This window comes from Spirosoma aerophilum (assembly GCF_054782495.1).
In genome coordinates this window covers 716,884-730,805 of sequence record NZ_BAAGSJ010000004.1, presented here as the reverse complement: position 1 = coordinate 730,805, position 13,922 = coordinate 716,884, and the positions used below count along the sequence as shown (strand labels likewise).

The window sequence follows — 13,922 nt, the reverse complement described above, 5'->3', positions numbered from 1 at the left end:
CTCTGGCTAACCGGGGCCTTGAGACGCCAAGCCGATTGGAGCCGGGGAACGCATTGAGTCGTCTGAGCATCAGCTAAACATTTGTCCTCTGTCGACGGTATGTATAGTCACTACCATCCAGGCTATTTTCATGAAAGCCATTGCCTTTAGCGTAGGCGCCTTCGAGGAGCCCTTTCTGCGCAACATCAGCCACGACCTGACGCTGGTAGAGGACCGACTTGGTCCTGATACGGTTGATCAAGCCAAGGGCTATCAGGCCGTACTCATTTTTGGCACCGATGATGCCTCCAGGCCCGTGCTCACCCGGCTTCATCAACTCGGTATCCGCTACCTGCTGACCCGGTCCGCCGGTACGGATCACATTGATCAGCCAACGGCGGATGCCCTGGGCATTGACGTCAAAAGTATTCCAGCCTACTCACCCGGCGCTATTGCCGAGTACGCCGTCGCCTTAATGCTGGCCCTTGGCCGCCACCTCAGGCAGGCAACCGACAACGCGCGCCAGTTCGATTTTAAGCTAACCCGGCAGCTAGTCGGTTTCGAACTCCGGGAGAAAACCGTGGGCATTGCTGGTTACGGCAACATTGGTCAGGCACTGGCCCGTATTTTGACCGGTTTTGGCTGTCGCCTGCTGGCGTATGATACTAAGCCCGACGCAGCTCAGCAGGAATCCCCGGTTCCCATCGAGTTTGTTTCCCTGGGGGAGCTGCTCACCCAGTCCGATATTATTAGCCTTCATTTACCCCTGACCGATCAGACGCAGGGCCTCTTCAACGCACAAACCCTTCTTCAGATGAAACGGGGGAGCATGCTGATCAATACGGGGCGGGGCGCTGTCCTCAAGACGACGGATGCGCTTGACGCGCTCAAAAGTGGGCAGCTAGGGTATCTGGGCATTGATGTCTATGAGCACGAGCATGGCTTGTTTTTTGAAGACCACTCGGATTCAGCGAATGCCGACCCCCTGGTTGCTGAATTACTACGTATGCCCAATGTACTGGTAACGGGTCACCAGGCCTTTCTTACTCAGGAAGCCCTGGCGGCCATCGTTAGCCAATCGATGACGATCTTGGATGAGTGGGAGCACTAGGATCGCACCTTGGGGCCGGTCAGTCTGCTGCTGTTTCACGCGCATTCCTTAAGGAATACCCCTATATTAATTCACCTAATTAAACTTATTACCAGCCATGCAAAATCAAATTGCTGCTTATTTGTCGAGCCCTAGTCCCATAGTGGTGATTGTTTATCAAAAAGAGCCCTATCAATACGTAGGGGTCTTCGTTAACCAGACCCGCCAGCAAGCCGAAGAACGATTCAAACAAAACTATCCCCTTGAGGGGGAGGCATCCTACGAGGTGAACGAATACGAAAACGTAGAAAGCTATTCGGTTACTGAAAATGGCCGGTTGGTGGTAAACGGCACCTACAAGTAGCCAACCATCTGATTCTGAGGTTCGCTTTACTCCGCACAGACAGCAAAGAGCGCCAGGTGACTCCCAAGTTGGGTGGTTCTCTTTTTACCTGGAGTTTTAAGCACCGCTGATAGGAGCCATTTCAACCCCGTTTCACCATGTAAGATCATCGTTTGGTGGGACAGCGGGTTTTACCTGCTGTTCAACACCAGCCTTATGCTACGGCTAGCTGTGCAGAAACGGATTAGTCAGGCTGTAGAAGGATAAGAAATGGATGAGCCACTGAGCGAAGTCGGCTGCCTTTTAGTTATCGATAAATAGCCTTCCCTCCGGCAAGGCTTTTAATAAACCTAACCAATTAAACCTACTTCATTTCGTTATGGAACAACCAACCACGTTACTGAAAGACTATTCGCTGCCAGAAAAAGGCGCTTATTTGAGTGCTCTGGCCACCCTGGCTGCTGCCGATGGCACGACCTCAGCGGAAGAACTGGAATTTCTGGGCTTGCTGGGGCAAGCCGCCGAATTACCCCAACCCGATCAAGAGCAGGTATTGCAAATTGCCCGTAATCCCTCCCAGATTAGTCTGCAAGCCTGCCTGGATCAATTGAAGGGCAGTCAACTCCGCTTTTCTTTTATTACCGATATCATCAGCTTTGCCAAAGCGGATGGGCAATACTCCCCGCAGGAGCAAGAACGGATTCAAGACATCGCGGCCTATTTAGGCATCAATGCGGAGCAGTTCCAGAGCCTCGATGAGTTTGTGGACAGCGCCGGGGCAGCCCAGCAGCAGGGGCAGGACCCCACCTCCCCCACGTTTCTTCAGCAAAGCGGTTTTGCTGATCGATTTAAAAATCTGAACATCTCCCCAGGAATGATACAGGGCGTACTGGGCATGCTGGCCCCTTTGGTCATTTCGCGCCTGGTCGGCGGCCGCCGGGGTGGGGGTATGGGCGGTGGTCTGTTGGGAAGCCTGTTAGGCGGGGGGGGGCGGATGGGCCGGGGCGGGGGGCTAGGCTCACTGATTTCCATACTGGGCGGACTGGGGGGCAGGCCCCGGTATGGCGGGATGAACTCCGGTGGATTAGGGAGTTTGCTAGGGGGTATCTTAGGCGGTGGGCGCCGGGGCGGTGGTTTGGGCTGGTAGGGAGCTGGTCAGCAGAGTATTCCAGCCCTTAACTGACTCGTGCCTGCCACCTCCATGCCGTTTGCTAGTCGTACTACCCATTGACCCATGAGAAGCCCCCTGTTGGTAACACGACTAGCGAAACGATTCACTCTTGTAGTGGACTGGCAAGATTTAACTGGAAATAGCTTTTTGATACACGTGGGGCAAACCAACCAGAAGGTACTCATGAAGGAAAGGCCGCTGAACGGCGGACCGGAGATATTTAGACAAATGACTTGTTCCGGTTTAGTGGTCGAGTTGTCCCAGGCAAAAGGGTCAGTGCAGGATGCCGTATGCGATTAATCGATGTTAACAGATTAGAAAAGTGTTTCTTTTAATGCTCCCGCCTGAGACGAAGGATCGTTCTGATATCTGCTTTAGCAATGGGCTGTTTTCATAGGCCATTGCTTTTTTTGTAGCTCTGTAATGGTCACGCACCGGCACGGTCCGCCGGTGCGTGCCTGGCTACCGCAATTCAGCCCCTGGACACCCGACCAATTGATTGGTTTGCCTGGCCAGGTAGTGGTCGTTGCTACTTCCTGGCCAATACCTTTTGTGGAACCTGCGTGTAATGATCTCTTAAGCCTGTAGGTGGCATTGCGAGTACAAGTTACTACCCAATTTCTACCCACCGAAGCCGCTGCCTTCAACCAGTTGGATAAGTTGAGAGCAGCGGCTTCGGTGGATAGGAACGAGAAGATAATTCAGTTCTGGAGGCCAGACCGGAATCACTTTCTCCATGCCTTAGTATTCATACTTGAGCCCCATTTTTTTGGCCATATCCGCGAACATTTGCGGATCGAAGTCCTCCGTACCGGGTGCTGTTAACTGCGGCTCTTCCTCCAGATCAGGCACCGCATAGCCCGGTATGGCTCCTTCGATAACGACGCATTCCTGGCCATCATCCGGATGGGGACCATTCCAGATTAAGCCCGCCTGCTTATAATCTTCCTGACTAAAGGTGTACAGCTGCAAATGCAATTTCTGCTCCATAAACTTCTTGGCTTCGGGGAAGGCATCGTTGCTCAAGGGAGGAATCGGTAAGAGCTTGGTCACTTCTACTCCCGTCAGCTTCTCCAGCGCTTTAGCATAGGCCACCACGTGGAGTCCACCCCGCACCAGCAGGTAACCGACCATGGTTCGGGCGGTGGGATCGGAGACCATCTCGTAGGCGCGGATTTTGTTGGCCCGCGCCCCACACTCCAGGAAGAAGTTGTGCAACAGGTCCAACTTCAGATTGCCACTACTGAAAACGTTCTCCCCCGTCCAGAAACGACCCATTGAATCCAGGGGTAATGCCCCCTGGCCACTGGCGATAAAGTGACTCGTATTGCGGAAGTTAGTCGCATCCGCTAGCGGAGCGGTCACCGGATCATGGCCCCGTTTGGTGGTACCGGTCAGCAGCAGATTGATGGCGTAAGAGACCACTTCAATATGCCCATACTCTTCGCCGGCAATACTAGCGATGACATCGTAAAAAGGACGAATTTTCTTGCGTCCCCGGAAGTTGAAGGACTGAAAGGTGTAGTTCATCAGCGTGGACATCTCGCCGAACTTACCGCCTAACAATTCCTGAATCGCGGCCGCATCATTGGCCGAAGGGTTCTTGGGGGTAGGCAACTCAATGGGAAGCCGATCCATCTTTAAAATCATACCAGTGTTGTTTAATTGGTTAGTCGGCAAGGTCCTGCCTTTTACCTAACTGATTCTATAGACAAAGGTTGTTAAAGGATTAGCAAACGGGTGCCAGGGATACCAGTGAACAGCTATAAACACCAACGTCTCAACAAGGACTCTACCTTAAATCGAAGGAACGTTCAGGCAATTGTCCATTGATTGGGGCGTTTGATAGAATCAGTTCGGGAAAGACTCGGCTCATAATTAAGCCGGCTATACTGCCGGCTAAAGCCAGCCTTTGCGCTTAAACCAACCAAAGATACCGAAGGCTACGAACGCCATTGCGACGAGCACACCGGGATAACCCCAGGGCCATTTTAGTTCGGGCATGTACTCGAAGTTCATCCCGTAGATACCGGCAAGAAAGGTGAGCGGCAGGAAAAACGCTGAAAAGATTGTCAACACACGCATCACCTCGTTGGTGCGTTGGGAGGCCATCGAGAGGTAGATGTTCAGCAAGTGGGTGGCTGCCTCTTCGAGTTGGTCGTAGATGGTGCGGGCTTTCAGATGTAAATCCAGCGTATCCTGTAAGACGGGGGAAGCGCCCTCACTCCGTTGTAAACAATGGAGAACGTCTTCCGTCAGCGTTAAAATGCGCTTAGCCGAGGAGGCCTTGCGCTTCAGATAGTATAACTGCTGGAGCACTTGTTTGGTGGGTTTTCCTAAAAAAAGAGCCGATTCATAGCGGTCCAGCTCATTGGCCAACGCCAGACCCGGATCAATGTAGCTAGCCAGGACCCAGCGAACAATGCGGATGCTTAATTCCGCCGTGGTCGGGCAGCGCCCAGGATCTACATAGCGATTTTTAATCTCCTCCAGTACGGGCTGCTCATAGCGGTGGACGGTAATGAGAAAGTCTTTACTGTAAAAAATAGCAATTTTGTTACTGAGCTCCTGGATGGTATCGGCGTCGGTATCTTTATCGGGATTATAAATGCGGGTAATAATGAAATTCACCGGCCCAATCGATTCAAATTTTGGCAGGTGATCCGGTTCCAGACAATCTTTAATCACGGTATAATACAGATCATACTGCTGAGCCACCTGGTTCAATTCCTCGGTCGAGGGGTCGTTCAAATCCAGCCAGGTAAAGGCGTGGTCAGTAGGGGTGGCTAATTGGTGCTGCATGGGTGTTTGCGGTTTGTAGGTTACCGACTATGGCAGAACGTTGGCGATTTAGGAGGGCTAATTCAGGCTTAAACCAAACAGCACACCAAACCAGGGTTTTTGCTGGTAAAGCCAGGCCTGGCGATTGGCATCGGTTAAGTAATCCGGGCCGATGGCCAGGCCTATATTAAAAATACGTGCGTCGTAGAGGACAGCGACCCCGGCATCCACGACCACCCCTTGGTATTCTGTACCAATCGGTGTTCGTAAGACAAATTCGTGAATGTCGCCTGCATCCCTGATGTACATTCTTTGGCCATTTATAGCCAGGGGCGTGGCATGCGGGATGTGGTAAAAGTCAGCCTTCAGGGAAGGTTGTGAGGACAGAACGCGACAGCCGTACAACAGCCATGAGGTGATGAGACATCCTTGCCCGAGAATGGTGAATCGATTCATCCAATACGAAAAGTAGCGTGTGCTGATTGTGTTGCCGAAGCCTAGAGCCGGTGTGTCATTAGTAATGTCGGAAAGCGCTACTTTGTTTTATTGACCAGTGTAAATCGATACTCCTAATACCGGTTACAAAGCACCTGACTAGTTCATTCAACGCGATCTCCAGTTGACAGGTAACAAATCATTAAAAGCCATCCTGTCCAGCTCTGGTCTGTCATTTTACTTTTCGGTCAGCAGGCTTATTGCTTCTGAAGAGGTAGTCTGTATGCCGATCTTTTTCATAGGAATCAAAGTGCCCTACGTTAGGCTAATTTGTGTACGGCCCGTCTCTTCAAACCCTCGTTTATGTCAACTATTGATAATCAATAGGAATGGACATCAAGTTTCCTTGTGATAGTTCTTTGCGGCAGCCGCGCTGTCCAGTTACTAAAAGAAGACCAATAGAGACTATTTTTTCGAGTTAACCGAAGGTTCCCGTTCCGGCGGCCCCTGCTGGCGTCGGGATGACAGAAATTACGCTTTGTTTAATCGGTGAACAATTCACAATTAATGTTGAATTACTGATCAGCCAGCCCGACGTTGATAGAACGTCAACTGATTCTGTAGCTGGCTTATCTCTCCCTGTAGGCCCTCCAGACGCTCCAGTAAATCGCTCACGACGTCGAGGTCGTCGGGATGGATAGCCAGGTCTTGGTGCAGCCGGACGAGCTTCTCCAGCCGGGGTAGTTGTTCGGGCTGCACAAAAACCGACTGCTCGACACAGATTGTTTCGACAAGGCCCTGTTGTTCCAATGAGTTCACAAACGCGATTTCGACATGGTGGTGAATGCAGAACTCGCTGATGGGGATAAGGTGGTTAGGCTGCATGGATGCAAATGGTTATTGCCGTGCCGAGCCGACGCTCGGCATTACATGGCGGCTAATTTTCGGAATAAGTCTTTCTGCTCGTCGGTTAGCTTCGTGGGAAGCTTGATTTGCCATTGTACGTACAGGTCGCCGAAGGAGCCATCCTGTTTGTAAACCGGAAAGCCTTTGCCTTTCAGCCGAACTTTGGCACCGTTCTGGGTTTCGGGCGGTACAGTCAGTTTTACTTTGCCGTCCAGCGTTTCGATAATCTTCTCGCCACCCAGCAGAGCCGTGTACAGGTCGATTTCTTCATCCACATACAAGTCGTTTCCTTTACGTTTGTAGCGGCTGTCGTCGGTAATGACGAAGGTGATGTACAGATCACCGTTGGGGCCGCCATTAACGCCGGGAGCACCATAACCTGCCAGCTTTATCTTCTGGCCGTTCTCAATACCGGCGGGTACAGTAATGCGGATGTTCTTGCCGTCGACGGTCAGCGTTTGTTTGTGGGTCGTATACGCATCGCGCAGGTTTAGGTTCAACTCGGCCTGGTAATCCTGCCCGCGGAACTGCGCCCGCTGCCGACCTCCGCGCGGCCCCGCGTCCTGCCCGAACATCGACGAGAAGAAGTCCGAGAAGTCGGACCCGCCGAAGCCGCCAGAGAAATCGCTGGCATCACTCTGGGCATATTGTGGACGAGATCGCTGTTGCCGTTTCGCTTCTTCAAACTGGTCGGCATGTTGCCAGTCTTTGCCGTACTGGTCGTATTTCTTGCGTTTCTCGGGGTCGCTCAGGACCTCGTTTGCTTCGTTGATCTGCTGAAATTTCTTACTGGCTTCCGCATCATTCGGATTTAAATCGGGATGATGTTTGCGGGCCAGTTTACGATATGCTTTTTTGATGTCTTCGTCCGAAGCCGTTTTCGGTAAGCCCAGAACGCTATAATAATCGATGAAGTCCATTTTATATGTGGCGGGTATATATAAGTGAATGATAGCTACTAATCACCTCTATAAACACATTTTCAGGCAGGAAGGTTGTTATCTGGACCGGCTGTTTTTGCCCAAAAACGTCACTATAAAATGGGTATCTAACGTGAATAATGCCCGTATTTAAGTTGAATTGAGCTCATTAAACAGACTTTGTGCCTCTGTGGTTAAATAAGATACACTAGCTATATGTATAAGCTAAATTTTGATCGAGCCAACCCATTATTCACCTTATCTAACAGGAAAGGGGGCCACTAACAGTGGCCCCCTGACGCTATGATTTCCTAAACTTTACCCGCAAGTAGCCTACCACAAATGGCAACCGTTAGAACTTGCCGTTCGTATTCTTCCACTCCGATTTAGCCGGAATGGTTTCAATGGTGTCCCAGTGTTCGGCAATCATCCCGTTTTCTACCCGGAACAGATCATAAAACGAGGTATGGGTTCCGCCAAATGTCCCTTCGCTTAGGACCAGCACAAAGTTCCCTTCGCCCAGCACCCGGTGAATTTTGTCGTACTTCATGGTCACCCCCTGTTTGGCCATGGCCTCCAGCGCTTTCCCCAAACCCGAAAGACCATCGCCAATTTGCGGATTATGCTGGGTGTACTGATCGCCATCGACGTAGCCCGCCAGTTTGTCCATACGGCCATTGACCAGAATGTCGTCCACAAACGATTTGACAAGCGCTTTGTTGGATTCAGTCTTTTCCAGATCCGTTGCCTGGGTTGGGCCATCGGTCATGCTGTGGCCACTTGGATTAGCCGTGGCGGGTTTCTCTTGCAGGTTATCCCAGTGTTCAACAATCTGGCCGTTGTCGAAGCGAAATACGTCAAAGCCAATCTTCGGCCCGAAGAAGTTGTAATCCGTGTGGGCAAAGACATAGTCCCCATCAGCGAAGACACGAACCGTATTGACGCTGGCCGAGTTGGGCGGCAATTGCTGTAACACCGCCCCAAAACCAGCCAAGCCGTCGGCAACGCCTAGATTATGCTGAGTATATTGGGTTGGGTTGATAACGGCGGCCGGTTCTGCCTCGCCGGTTTCGATGCTTTTTAATAAAGCAATTACCTGATCTTTTTTGTCCATTTTTGCTTCCTTTCTTTAGGTGTGATTACCGCCTGTGTTTAGTCCAATATGGGAAAGCAGTAATCCGAAATTTGTTGGTAAATTATTGAATACAAATAATTTAGATGTCAAGTCGTGACGCAACAAAGGTCGACAGATGTATTACCTGTAAAAAGATAAAAAACCGACTAAAACTGATCAAAATACGAAATTGGCCTATCTGACAAATGGCTTGCGAAAATCGGCAGGCGTTTGGCCGATCTGCTGGCGAAAGAAGCGGGTGAAGTTGGTCGGCTCGTCGAAGCCCAGTCCAAAGCCAATTTCTTTAATAGACAGATTTGTGTACACCAGCAATCGTTTGGCTTCTAAAACGAGCCGCTGGTCAATGAGTTGCTTGGGCGTTTTGCCTACAGCGGTAGCCGTTGCCTGCTGGAGTCGTCTTTCTGTAAGACCCATTTGTGCCGCATACTGATTGACCGATCGAAGGTGCTTAAATTGATTTTCCAGTAAAGTGCTGAATGCCATTGTGTAGTCCAGAGCTGGTCCTTTATTGATTTCGGAAAACCCCTGTGCCCTGCGTTCCCGGTCTGCCAACAGGAGCAAGGTAACGAGCAGATGTTTCAGAATCGGCCCATGAACCGCATCGTCAGGTCCGGCCAGTTCGTCCCGAAGCTGGGTAAGCACCACCGTCAGGTCTGTTTTTGTTTGATCGAGCTGAACGACAGGTACATCCAGAAGGTCATGGAAAAGGATGGTTTTGCGAAGAAAATGAGTGTCTTCCGGATTCTGGACAAAAAAGGTGTCCGTGAACATCAACAGCCAGCCGTCGTACTGACCTCCTTTATCGAAGAAATGGACACGGTTCTTATTAATGAACAACAGGGAATTCGGCTGGACGGCGATGGGCATAAAATCAACCGTGTGCACGGGCGTTCCCCCCGTAAACCAGAAGATGTGGTAAAAGTCGGCCCGGTGTGGTTGAATAATCGTTGACTCGTGCTTCTGAAAAATAGCCGATATCGGAACGAGTTCAATCTCGGTGGTCAAACCGGGCTTAAACGCATAGGTTTTGATGTTGGTAGACATTGGGCAAACAGGTCGGAATGAGTTGCGTAGAAATCGGGCATTTATTCGTTTTGGTAATGTTTAGCCCTTACCAAATCAAGATTCATTATGCAATCCTATCGCTTTTTACGTGTATTCCTCTTTTTTCTAACTCCTTTTTTCGTTCAGGCTCAGGCTACGAAAGGATCTCTTTCGGATGTTGCCTTTATGGAAGGGCGCTGGCTCGGTACCTTCAACGGCGGGCCTATCGAAGCCGCCTGGATTGCGCCTGTAGGTGATAACCTCACCGGCTTCATGCGGATGATGAAAGACAATAAAGTCTCGATGTACGAAATGCTGATTTTCGAACAGACCGAGCAGGGCCCCATTGTGCTGGTGAAGCACTTCAAACCCGGTCTGATCGGTCAGGAAGAAAAGGATAAATCGGACCGCTACAAGTTCATTGAAGCGGGTAAAGAAAAGGCGCTGTTCGAGAAAGAAGACGGCTCCATCCGCATCATCTACGAAAAGCGCGGCAAAGACCAGTTAGTCATCCAGCGCGGCCAGCAAAAAGACGGGAAATGGGCGTTCGCCGATTTGTTCGTATTTAACCGGGTGAAGTAAGAGTCTTTTAAAAGTAGAAAGCGGTGCCACGGCTCTAAACCGTGGCACCGCTTTCTACTTTTAAAACAACCAAACTTATTCCTTACCGCTGCTCACTTTCGACGCTTTGGCTTCATTTAGCTGCTTCAGCAACTCAGCTACCGCCGTATCCAACTGCACATTCTTGTCGGTATAACTCTCGCCAATGGGCCTCGACACCGTAACATCGACCGGGCGGGGAGCCAGCTCCATGTTCTTGCCCGTGTTGTCGGTGATTTTAGAGAACGGCAGCCGCAGGTTCGAGCCGTCGATCAGTTGCGCGGCCGAGGTGAAGATGATCCAGCCAGCCGTGGGTTCGCCAACGACCTTGCCCAACTTGAGCGTCCGGTAGCCTTCCGTAAAATCTTCGGCATCGGACAGCGAGTGCTGGTTCGTGACCAGAATCGTTGGCGTTTCCAGTGCCCGCTGACCCAGTTGCGTCCGGGCAGGAGCCGCGGGCAAACCGCGTGAGGTCATGGTGAGGTAGCCTTTGCGGGTAAATACATCCAGCGCGTAGGCATTGACAAACCCGCCGTTGTTATTCCGAACATCCACGACAACACCTTCTTTCGCGTGGTTGTCGGCATCCAGATCAAGACTTAACTGCGCCAGGGCATCCGCCGACATATCGTACATGTGAACGTAACCAAGTCGGCCACCGCTCACTTTTTCAACGTACTGACGTTGCTGCTGCACCCATTGCTTATACAGTAAACCCTTTTCTGTCGTCAGGTTGACCGGACGTATCGTCACGTCTCGCGGGGTGCCGTCGGGGGTGGAGGCAATCTGGAGTGAAATCCGCCGGTTGATCTGGTTTTCCAGCAACTGGTCGAGGTTAGTGGTGGCCGTTAGTTTGGTATCGTCGACGCCAACCAGGTATTCACCGACTTTAATCGTGCCCGTCAGAGCCGCCGGACTTAGCGGAATGATCTCCGTAATTTTCAGTTTTCCTTTGCTCTCGTATTCGTCCCGGTCGAAGCGCAGGCCCGTTCGGCCCGTTGTTGTCTGAACAGAACCGGCTGGCCCCGAAATGCCCGAGTGCGATGCGTTCAACTCTCCCAGCATCAGGCTAATCAGCCGACGGAGTTCGTCGGGGGTGCGGGCACCGGCAGCCAGGGGTTCGTACTGAGCTTTAACGGCTTTCCAGTCGGTGCCGTGGAAAGTCGAATCGTAGAAGCCTTTGCTCTGAATATCCCACGCCTGCCGGAATACCTGTACTTTTTCCTCGCCGAAGTCAACGTCCATTTCGGCCGTTACCGCCAGCGGCTTGGGTTCCCGTCTGTCGAGCGAGATGGACTGGATTCGTCCCTGTTCGAGGTAATAGATCTCTTTGCCATCGGGCGAGAACTGCGCCCCGTTCTTGCTGCCCGCCGTTGAGGTGAGTTGCCGGGCAACGCTCTGGTCGCGACCCAATTCATCAAGTGAATAGGTGTACAGGTTCTGCTGGCCCGCTACGGTAGCTATCAGCAACAGCGTTTTGCCGTCCTTACTGATCGAATGCGCGTCCACATCGACGCCTACGGGCAGTAAGCTTAGCCGTTGGCGAATGTCCTCAAAAACGATCTTCGTCGGTGCGCCTTTGCTGGATTTGGCGGTATCGCCCAGTGCCAGGGCGGTGGTGTCGCGCGTGGCGGTTTTTGCCACGGCGGGCGAGGTTGGCGCTGGCTTCAGTGTTTTGGGTACCTCTTCGTTGAACAGATCCCGGAACTGATCTTCCCGGAACTTGGGTGAACGAGGCACCAGATCGATGCGGGCAATCTGCGCCGTTTCGGTACGCTGGGTGGTGCTGAACAGAATGTATTTTCCGTCGGGGCTCCAGGTTACGTTGCCGCCAAAGGTGTTGGCCAGAAAACTGACGGGCTTGCTTTCGCCACCAGCGGCCGGAATGACCGAGATGTTCCGGAACGTTTTGGCCCCATACGACGCAAAGGCAATCCATTTGCCATCCGGCGACCAGACAACGGACCCATTCGACCCAAAGGGCGGACGGCCGAGATACGCTTTCTTCAGCAACCGGTCTTTTTTCGTAGCTATGTCCAGTACGCGCAGTTCCTGCCCATTGCGAACGTAAGCCAGCGATTTACCATCGGGCGAAAACACGGGTGAACCATCGTCCAGCGTGCCATCCGTCAGGCGGGTTTCGTCGCGGGTGGCGAAATCGTAGCGGTAAAGGTGCGAAACACCGTCGCGCTGAGACACATAGACCAGGCTGCGGCTGTTGGGTGTCCAGACGGGCTGCGATTCGTTGGCGGCACTGTTACTGATTCGGGTAGCGTCGCCCCCGTCTTTGGTCGATGCGGCAAACACTTCTCCATGCGCCACAAAGGCCACTTTTTTGCCATCGGGCGCTACCGCCAGTTCGCGGAACTGGTTCGTCAATTTCAGCCGGTCCACCGCCGGGCTGGCGGCTACGCCCCGTAACTTAACCGACATGGGCGCGGCCTGTTTGCTGGCTACGTCGTATTTCCAGAGCTGAAAATCCCGCTCAAAGACAATGCTTTTCCCGTCGTAGCTGATGGATGGCCACAACACCCGCCCGTTGGTGAACGATGTCAGCATGGCGGGTTTACCACCCAGCGGTAGTGTCCACAGGTTTTGGGCCTGGGTGCGGTCGGAGATGTAAAAGAGTGCTTTGCCGTCGGCGCTCCACATGGGCCAGAGTTCTTTGGCCCCGCCTTCGGTCAGGCGTTCGTAGGCGGTGCCTGCTTTTTTAGTGTCGGTATGAAGCAGCCAGATTTCGGATTCATCGAGGTGGCTGTGCCCTTTGCGCCACCACTGGTTCGAGGCAATGCCCCGCGCCGAAAAGGCCAGCGTTTTGCCGTCGGGTGAGGGAACGCCATAGAATTCATTGGCGTACCGGTCGGCGGTAATGGCCATGGGTGTACCACCGTTGACCGACACCCGGTAGATGTCGTTCATACCGGCAATGTCCTTGCTGGTCGACTGGAAATAGATCATCTTGCCATCCCGCGACCAGGCATTGAGCACTTCGGCCCCATCGTCGTAGGTCAGGCGTTTGGTGGCCCCCGTTTCCAGCGTCAGCAGATATACATCGCCGTTGCCGGTGCGTGACGAAACGAACGCCATGTATTTGCCATCGGGCGAATAGAGTGGGCGGGATTCATTGTCGGGGTGCGAGACCAGCAGCCGGGCTTCACCACCCGCAGCGGGCACCGTCCAGATGTCGCCCCCGGAAACGAACGCCACTTCGGCCCCATCGGGCGAGAGACTGGGTTCGGCATAGGCGAATTTGAGTGTTGGTGTAGCGGGTTGTGACTGGGCCATAACGGGTGCTACCAGCGCAGCCAGCAGGGCCGATTGAAAGAGAAAGGTTTTTGTAGAGGTATACATTGACAAGGCGTCAGCTTATTGACGAACGGAGTGATCTGTACAAATAATTTGATAACATGATTAACGTACTATAAAAATACGGCTGTTGGGTGGCGATGGCAAATTAAATATGGAGGTAAGCTACTATTCGGGCCAATGGAAAGACTATAAATCCTTCCCCATCAACC

The 13,922-nt window shown here is 52.3% G+C and carries 12 protein-coding genes; 4 read left to right on the top strand and 8 right to left on the bottom strand.

Annotation, left to right across the window (positions count from 1 at the left end; all coding sequences use genetic code 11):
• Positions 1 to 130 precede the first annotated feature (130 nt).
• The 3 genes from ACYVK4_RS04880 (at position 131) to ACYVK4_RS04870 (ending at position 2,559) form a co-directional block, all read left to right on the top strand.
• Entirely contained in the window at positions 131 to 1,090 is a 960-nt protein-coding gene (locus tag ACYVK4_RS04880; RefSeq protein ID WP_461126353.1) for an NAD(P)-dependent oxidoreductase, read from the top strand.
• A 97-nt stretch (positions 1,091 to 1,187) separates the two neighbouring features.
• Positions 1,188 to 1,433, top strand: coding sequence for a hypothetical protein (locus tag ACYVK4_RS04875; protein WP_461126352.1), 246 nt, complete (start codon positions 1,188 to 1,190; stop codon positions 1,431 to 1,433).
• A gap of 358 nt (positions 1,434 to 1,791) precedes the next feature.
• On the top strand, positions 1,792 to 2,559 hold the full coding sequence (locus tag ACYVK4_RS04870) for a tellurite resistance TerB family protein (protein WP_461126351.1): 768 nt from the start codon (positions 1,792 to 1,794) through the stop codon (positions 2,557 to 2,559).
• Between the two features lie 765 nt (positions 2,560 to 3,324).
• On the opposite strand, the gene ACYVK4_RS04865 is transcribed toward ACYVK4_RS04870, so the two are convergent.
• The 7 genes from ACYVK4_RS04865 to ACYVK4_RS04835 all read right to left on the bottom strand — a co-directional run bounded on the left by ACYVK4_RS04865 (position 3,325) and on the right by ACYVK4_RS04835 (position 9,804).
• A complete protein-coding gene (locus ACYVK4_RS04865; RefSeq protein ID WP_461126350.1) occupies positions 3,325 to 4,233 on the bottom strand; it encodes a manganese catalase family protein in 909 nt (302 codons plus the stop codon).
• A gap of 249 nt (positions 4,234 to 4,482) precedes the next feature.
• Positions 4,483 to 5,385 carry a magnesium transporter CorA family protein gene (locus tag ACYVK4_RS04860; RefSeq protein ID WP_461126349.1) on the bottom strand — a complete coding sequence of 301 codons (903 nt, stop codon included), beginning with the start codon at positions 5,383 to 5,385 and terminating at the stop codon, positions 4,483 to 4,485.
• A gap of 57 nt (positions 5,386 to 5,442) precedes the next feature.
• Positions 5,443 to 5,673: a hypothetical protein gene (locus tag ACYVK4_RS04855; RefSeq protein WP_461126348.1), complete on the bottom strand. Its 231-nt coding sequence runs from the start codon at positions 5,671 to 5,673 to the stop codon at positions 5,443 to 5,445.
• 708 nt (positions 5,674 to 6,381) lie between these two features.
• Positions 6,382 to 6,684, bottom strand: a complete 303-nt coding sequence (locus tag ACYVK4_RS04850) for a chaperone modulator CbpM (RefSeq protein ID WP_461126347.1) — start codon at positions 6,682 to 6,684, stop codon at positions 6,382 to 6,384.
• 41 nt (positions 6,685 to 6,725) lie between these two features.
• On the bottom strand, positions 6,726 to 7,625 hold the full coding sequence (locus ACYVK4_RS04845) for a DnaJ C-terminal domain-containing protein (RefSeq protein ID WP_461126346.1): 900 nt from the start codon (positions 7,623 to 7,625) through the stop codon (positions 6,726 to 6,728).
• A 352-nt stretch (positions 7,626 to 7,977) separates the two neighbouring features.
• Positions 7,978 to 8,739, bottom strand: coding sequence for a nuclear transport factor 2 family protein (locus ACYVK4_RS04840; protein ID WP_461126345.1), 762 nt, complete (start codon positions 8,737 to 8,739; stop codon positions 7,978 to 7,980).
• A gap of 195 nt (positions 8,740 to 8,934) precedes the next feature.
• The gene (locus ACYVK4_RS04835; RefSeq protein ID WP_461126344.1) at positions 8,935 to 9,804 is read right to left on the bottom strand and encodes a helix-turn-helix domain-containing protein; all 870 of its coding nucleotides are present in this window, start codon (positions 9,802 to 9,804) and stop codon (positions 8,935 to 8,937) included.
• An 87-nt stretch (positions 9,805 to 9,891) separates the two neighbouring features.
• On the opposite strand from ACYVK4_RS04835, the gene ACYVK4_RS04830 reads away from it, so the two are divergent.
• Entirely contained in the window at positions 9,892 to 10,386 is a 495-nt protein-coding gene (locus ACYVK4_RS04830; RefSeq protein WP_461126343.1) for a DUF6265 family protein, read from the top strand.
• 75 nt (positions 10,387 to 10,461) lie between these two features.
• On the opposite strand, the gene ACYVK4_RS04825 is transcribed toward ACYVK4_RS04830, so the two are convergent.
• Positions 10,462 to 13,755, bottom strand: a complete 3,294-nt coding sequence (locus ACYVK4_RS04825; RefSeq protein ID WP_461126342.1) for a S41 family peptidase — start codon at positions 13,753 to 13,755, stop codon at positions 10,462 to 10,464.
• Positions 13,756 to 13,922 lie beyond the last annotated feature (167 nt).

Coding starts and splice junctions, on each gene's coding strand:
- ACYVK4_RS04880 (WP_461126353.1), top strand. CDS start 131: ATGAAAGCCATTGCCTTTAGCGTAGGCGCCTTCGAGGAGCCCTTTCTG.
- ACYVK4_RS04875 (WP_461126352.1), top strand. CDS start 1,188: ATGCAAAATCAAATTGCTGCTTATTTGTCGAGCCCTAGTCCCATAGTG.
- ACYVK4_RS04870 (WP_461126351.1), top strand. CDS start 1,792: ATGGAACAACCAACCACGTTACTGAAAGACTATTCGCTGCCAGAAAAA.
- ACYVK4_RS04865 (WP_461126350.1), bottom strand. CDS start 4,233: ATGATTTTAAAGATGGATCGGCTTCCCATTGAGTTGCCTACCCCCAAG.
- ACYVK4_RS04860 (WP_461126349.1), bottom strand. CDS start 5,385: ATGCAGCACCAATTAGCCACCCCTACTGACCACGCCTTTACCTGGCTG.
- ACYVK4_RS04855 (WP_461126348.1), bottom strand. CDS start 5,673: ATGTACATCAGGGATGCAGGCGACATTCACGAATTTGTCTTACGAACA.
- ACYVK4_RS04850 (WP_461126347.1), bottom strand. CDS start 6,684: ATGCAGCCTAACCACCTTATCCCCATCAGCGAGTTCTGCATTCACCAC.
- ACYVK4_RS04845 (WP_461126346.1), bottom strand. CDS start 7,625: ATGGACTTCATCGATTATTATAGCGTTCTGGGCTTACCGAAAACGGCT.
- ACYVK4_RS04840 (WP_461126345.1), bottom strand. CDS start 8,739: ATGGACAAAAAAGATCAGGTAATTGCTTTATTAAAAAGCATCGAAACC.
- ACYVK4_RS04835 (WP_461126344.1), bottom strand. CDS start 9,804: ATGTCTACCAACATCAAAACCTATGCGTTTAAGCCCGGTTTGACCACC.
- ACYVK4_RS04830 (WP_461126343.1), top strand. CDS start 9,892: ATGCAATCCTATCGCTTTTTACGTGTATTCCTCTTTTTTCTAACTCCT.
- ACYVK4_RS04825 (WP_461126342.1), bottom strand. CDS start 13,755: ATGTATACCTCTACAAAAACCTTTCTCTTTCAATCGGCCCTGCTGGCT.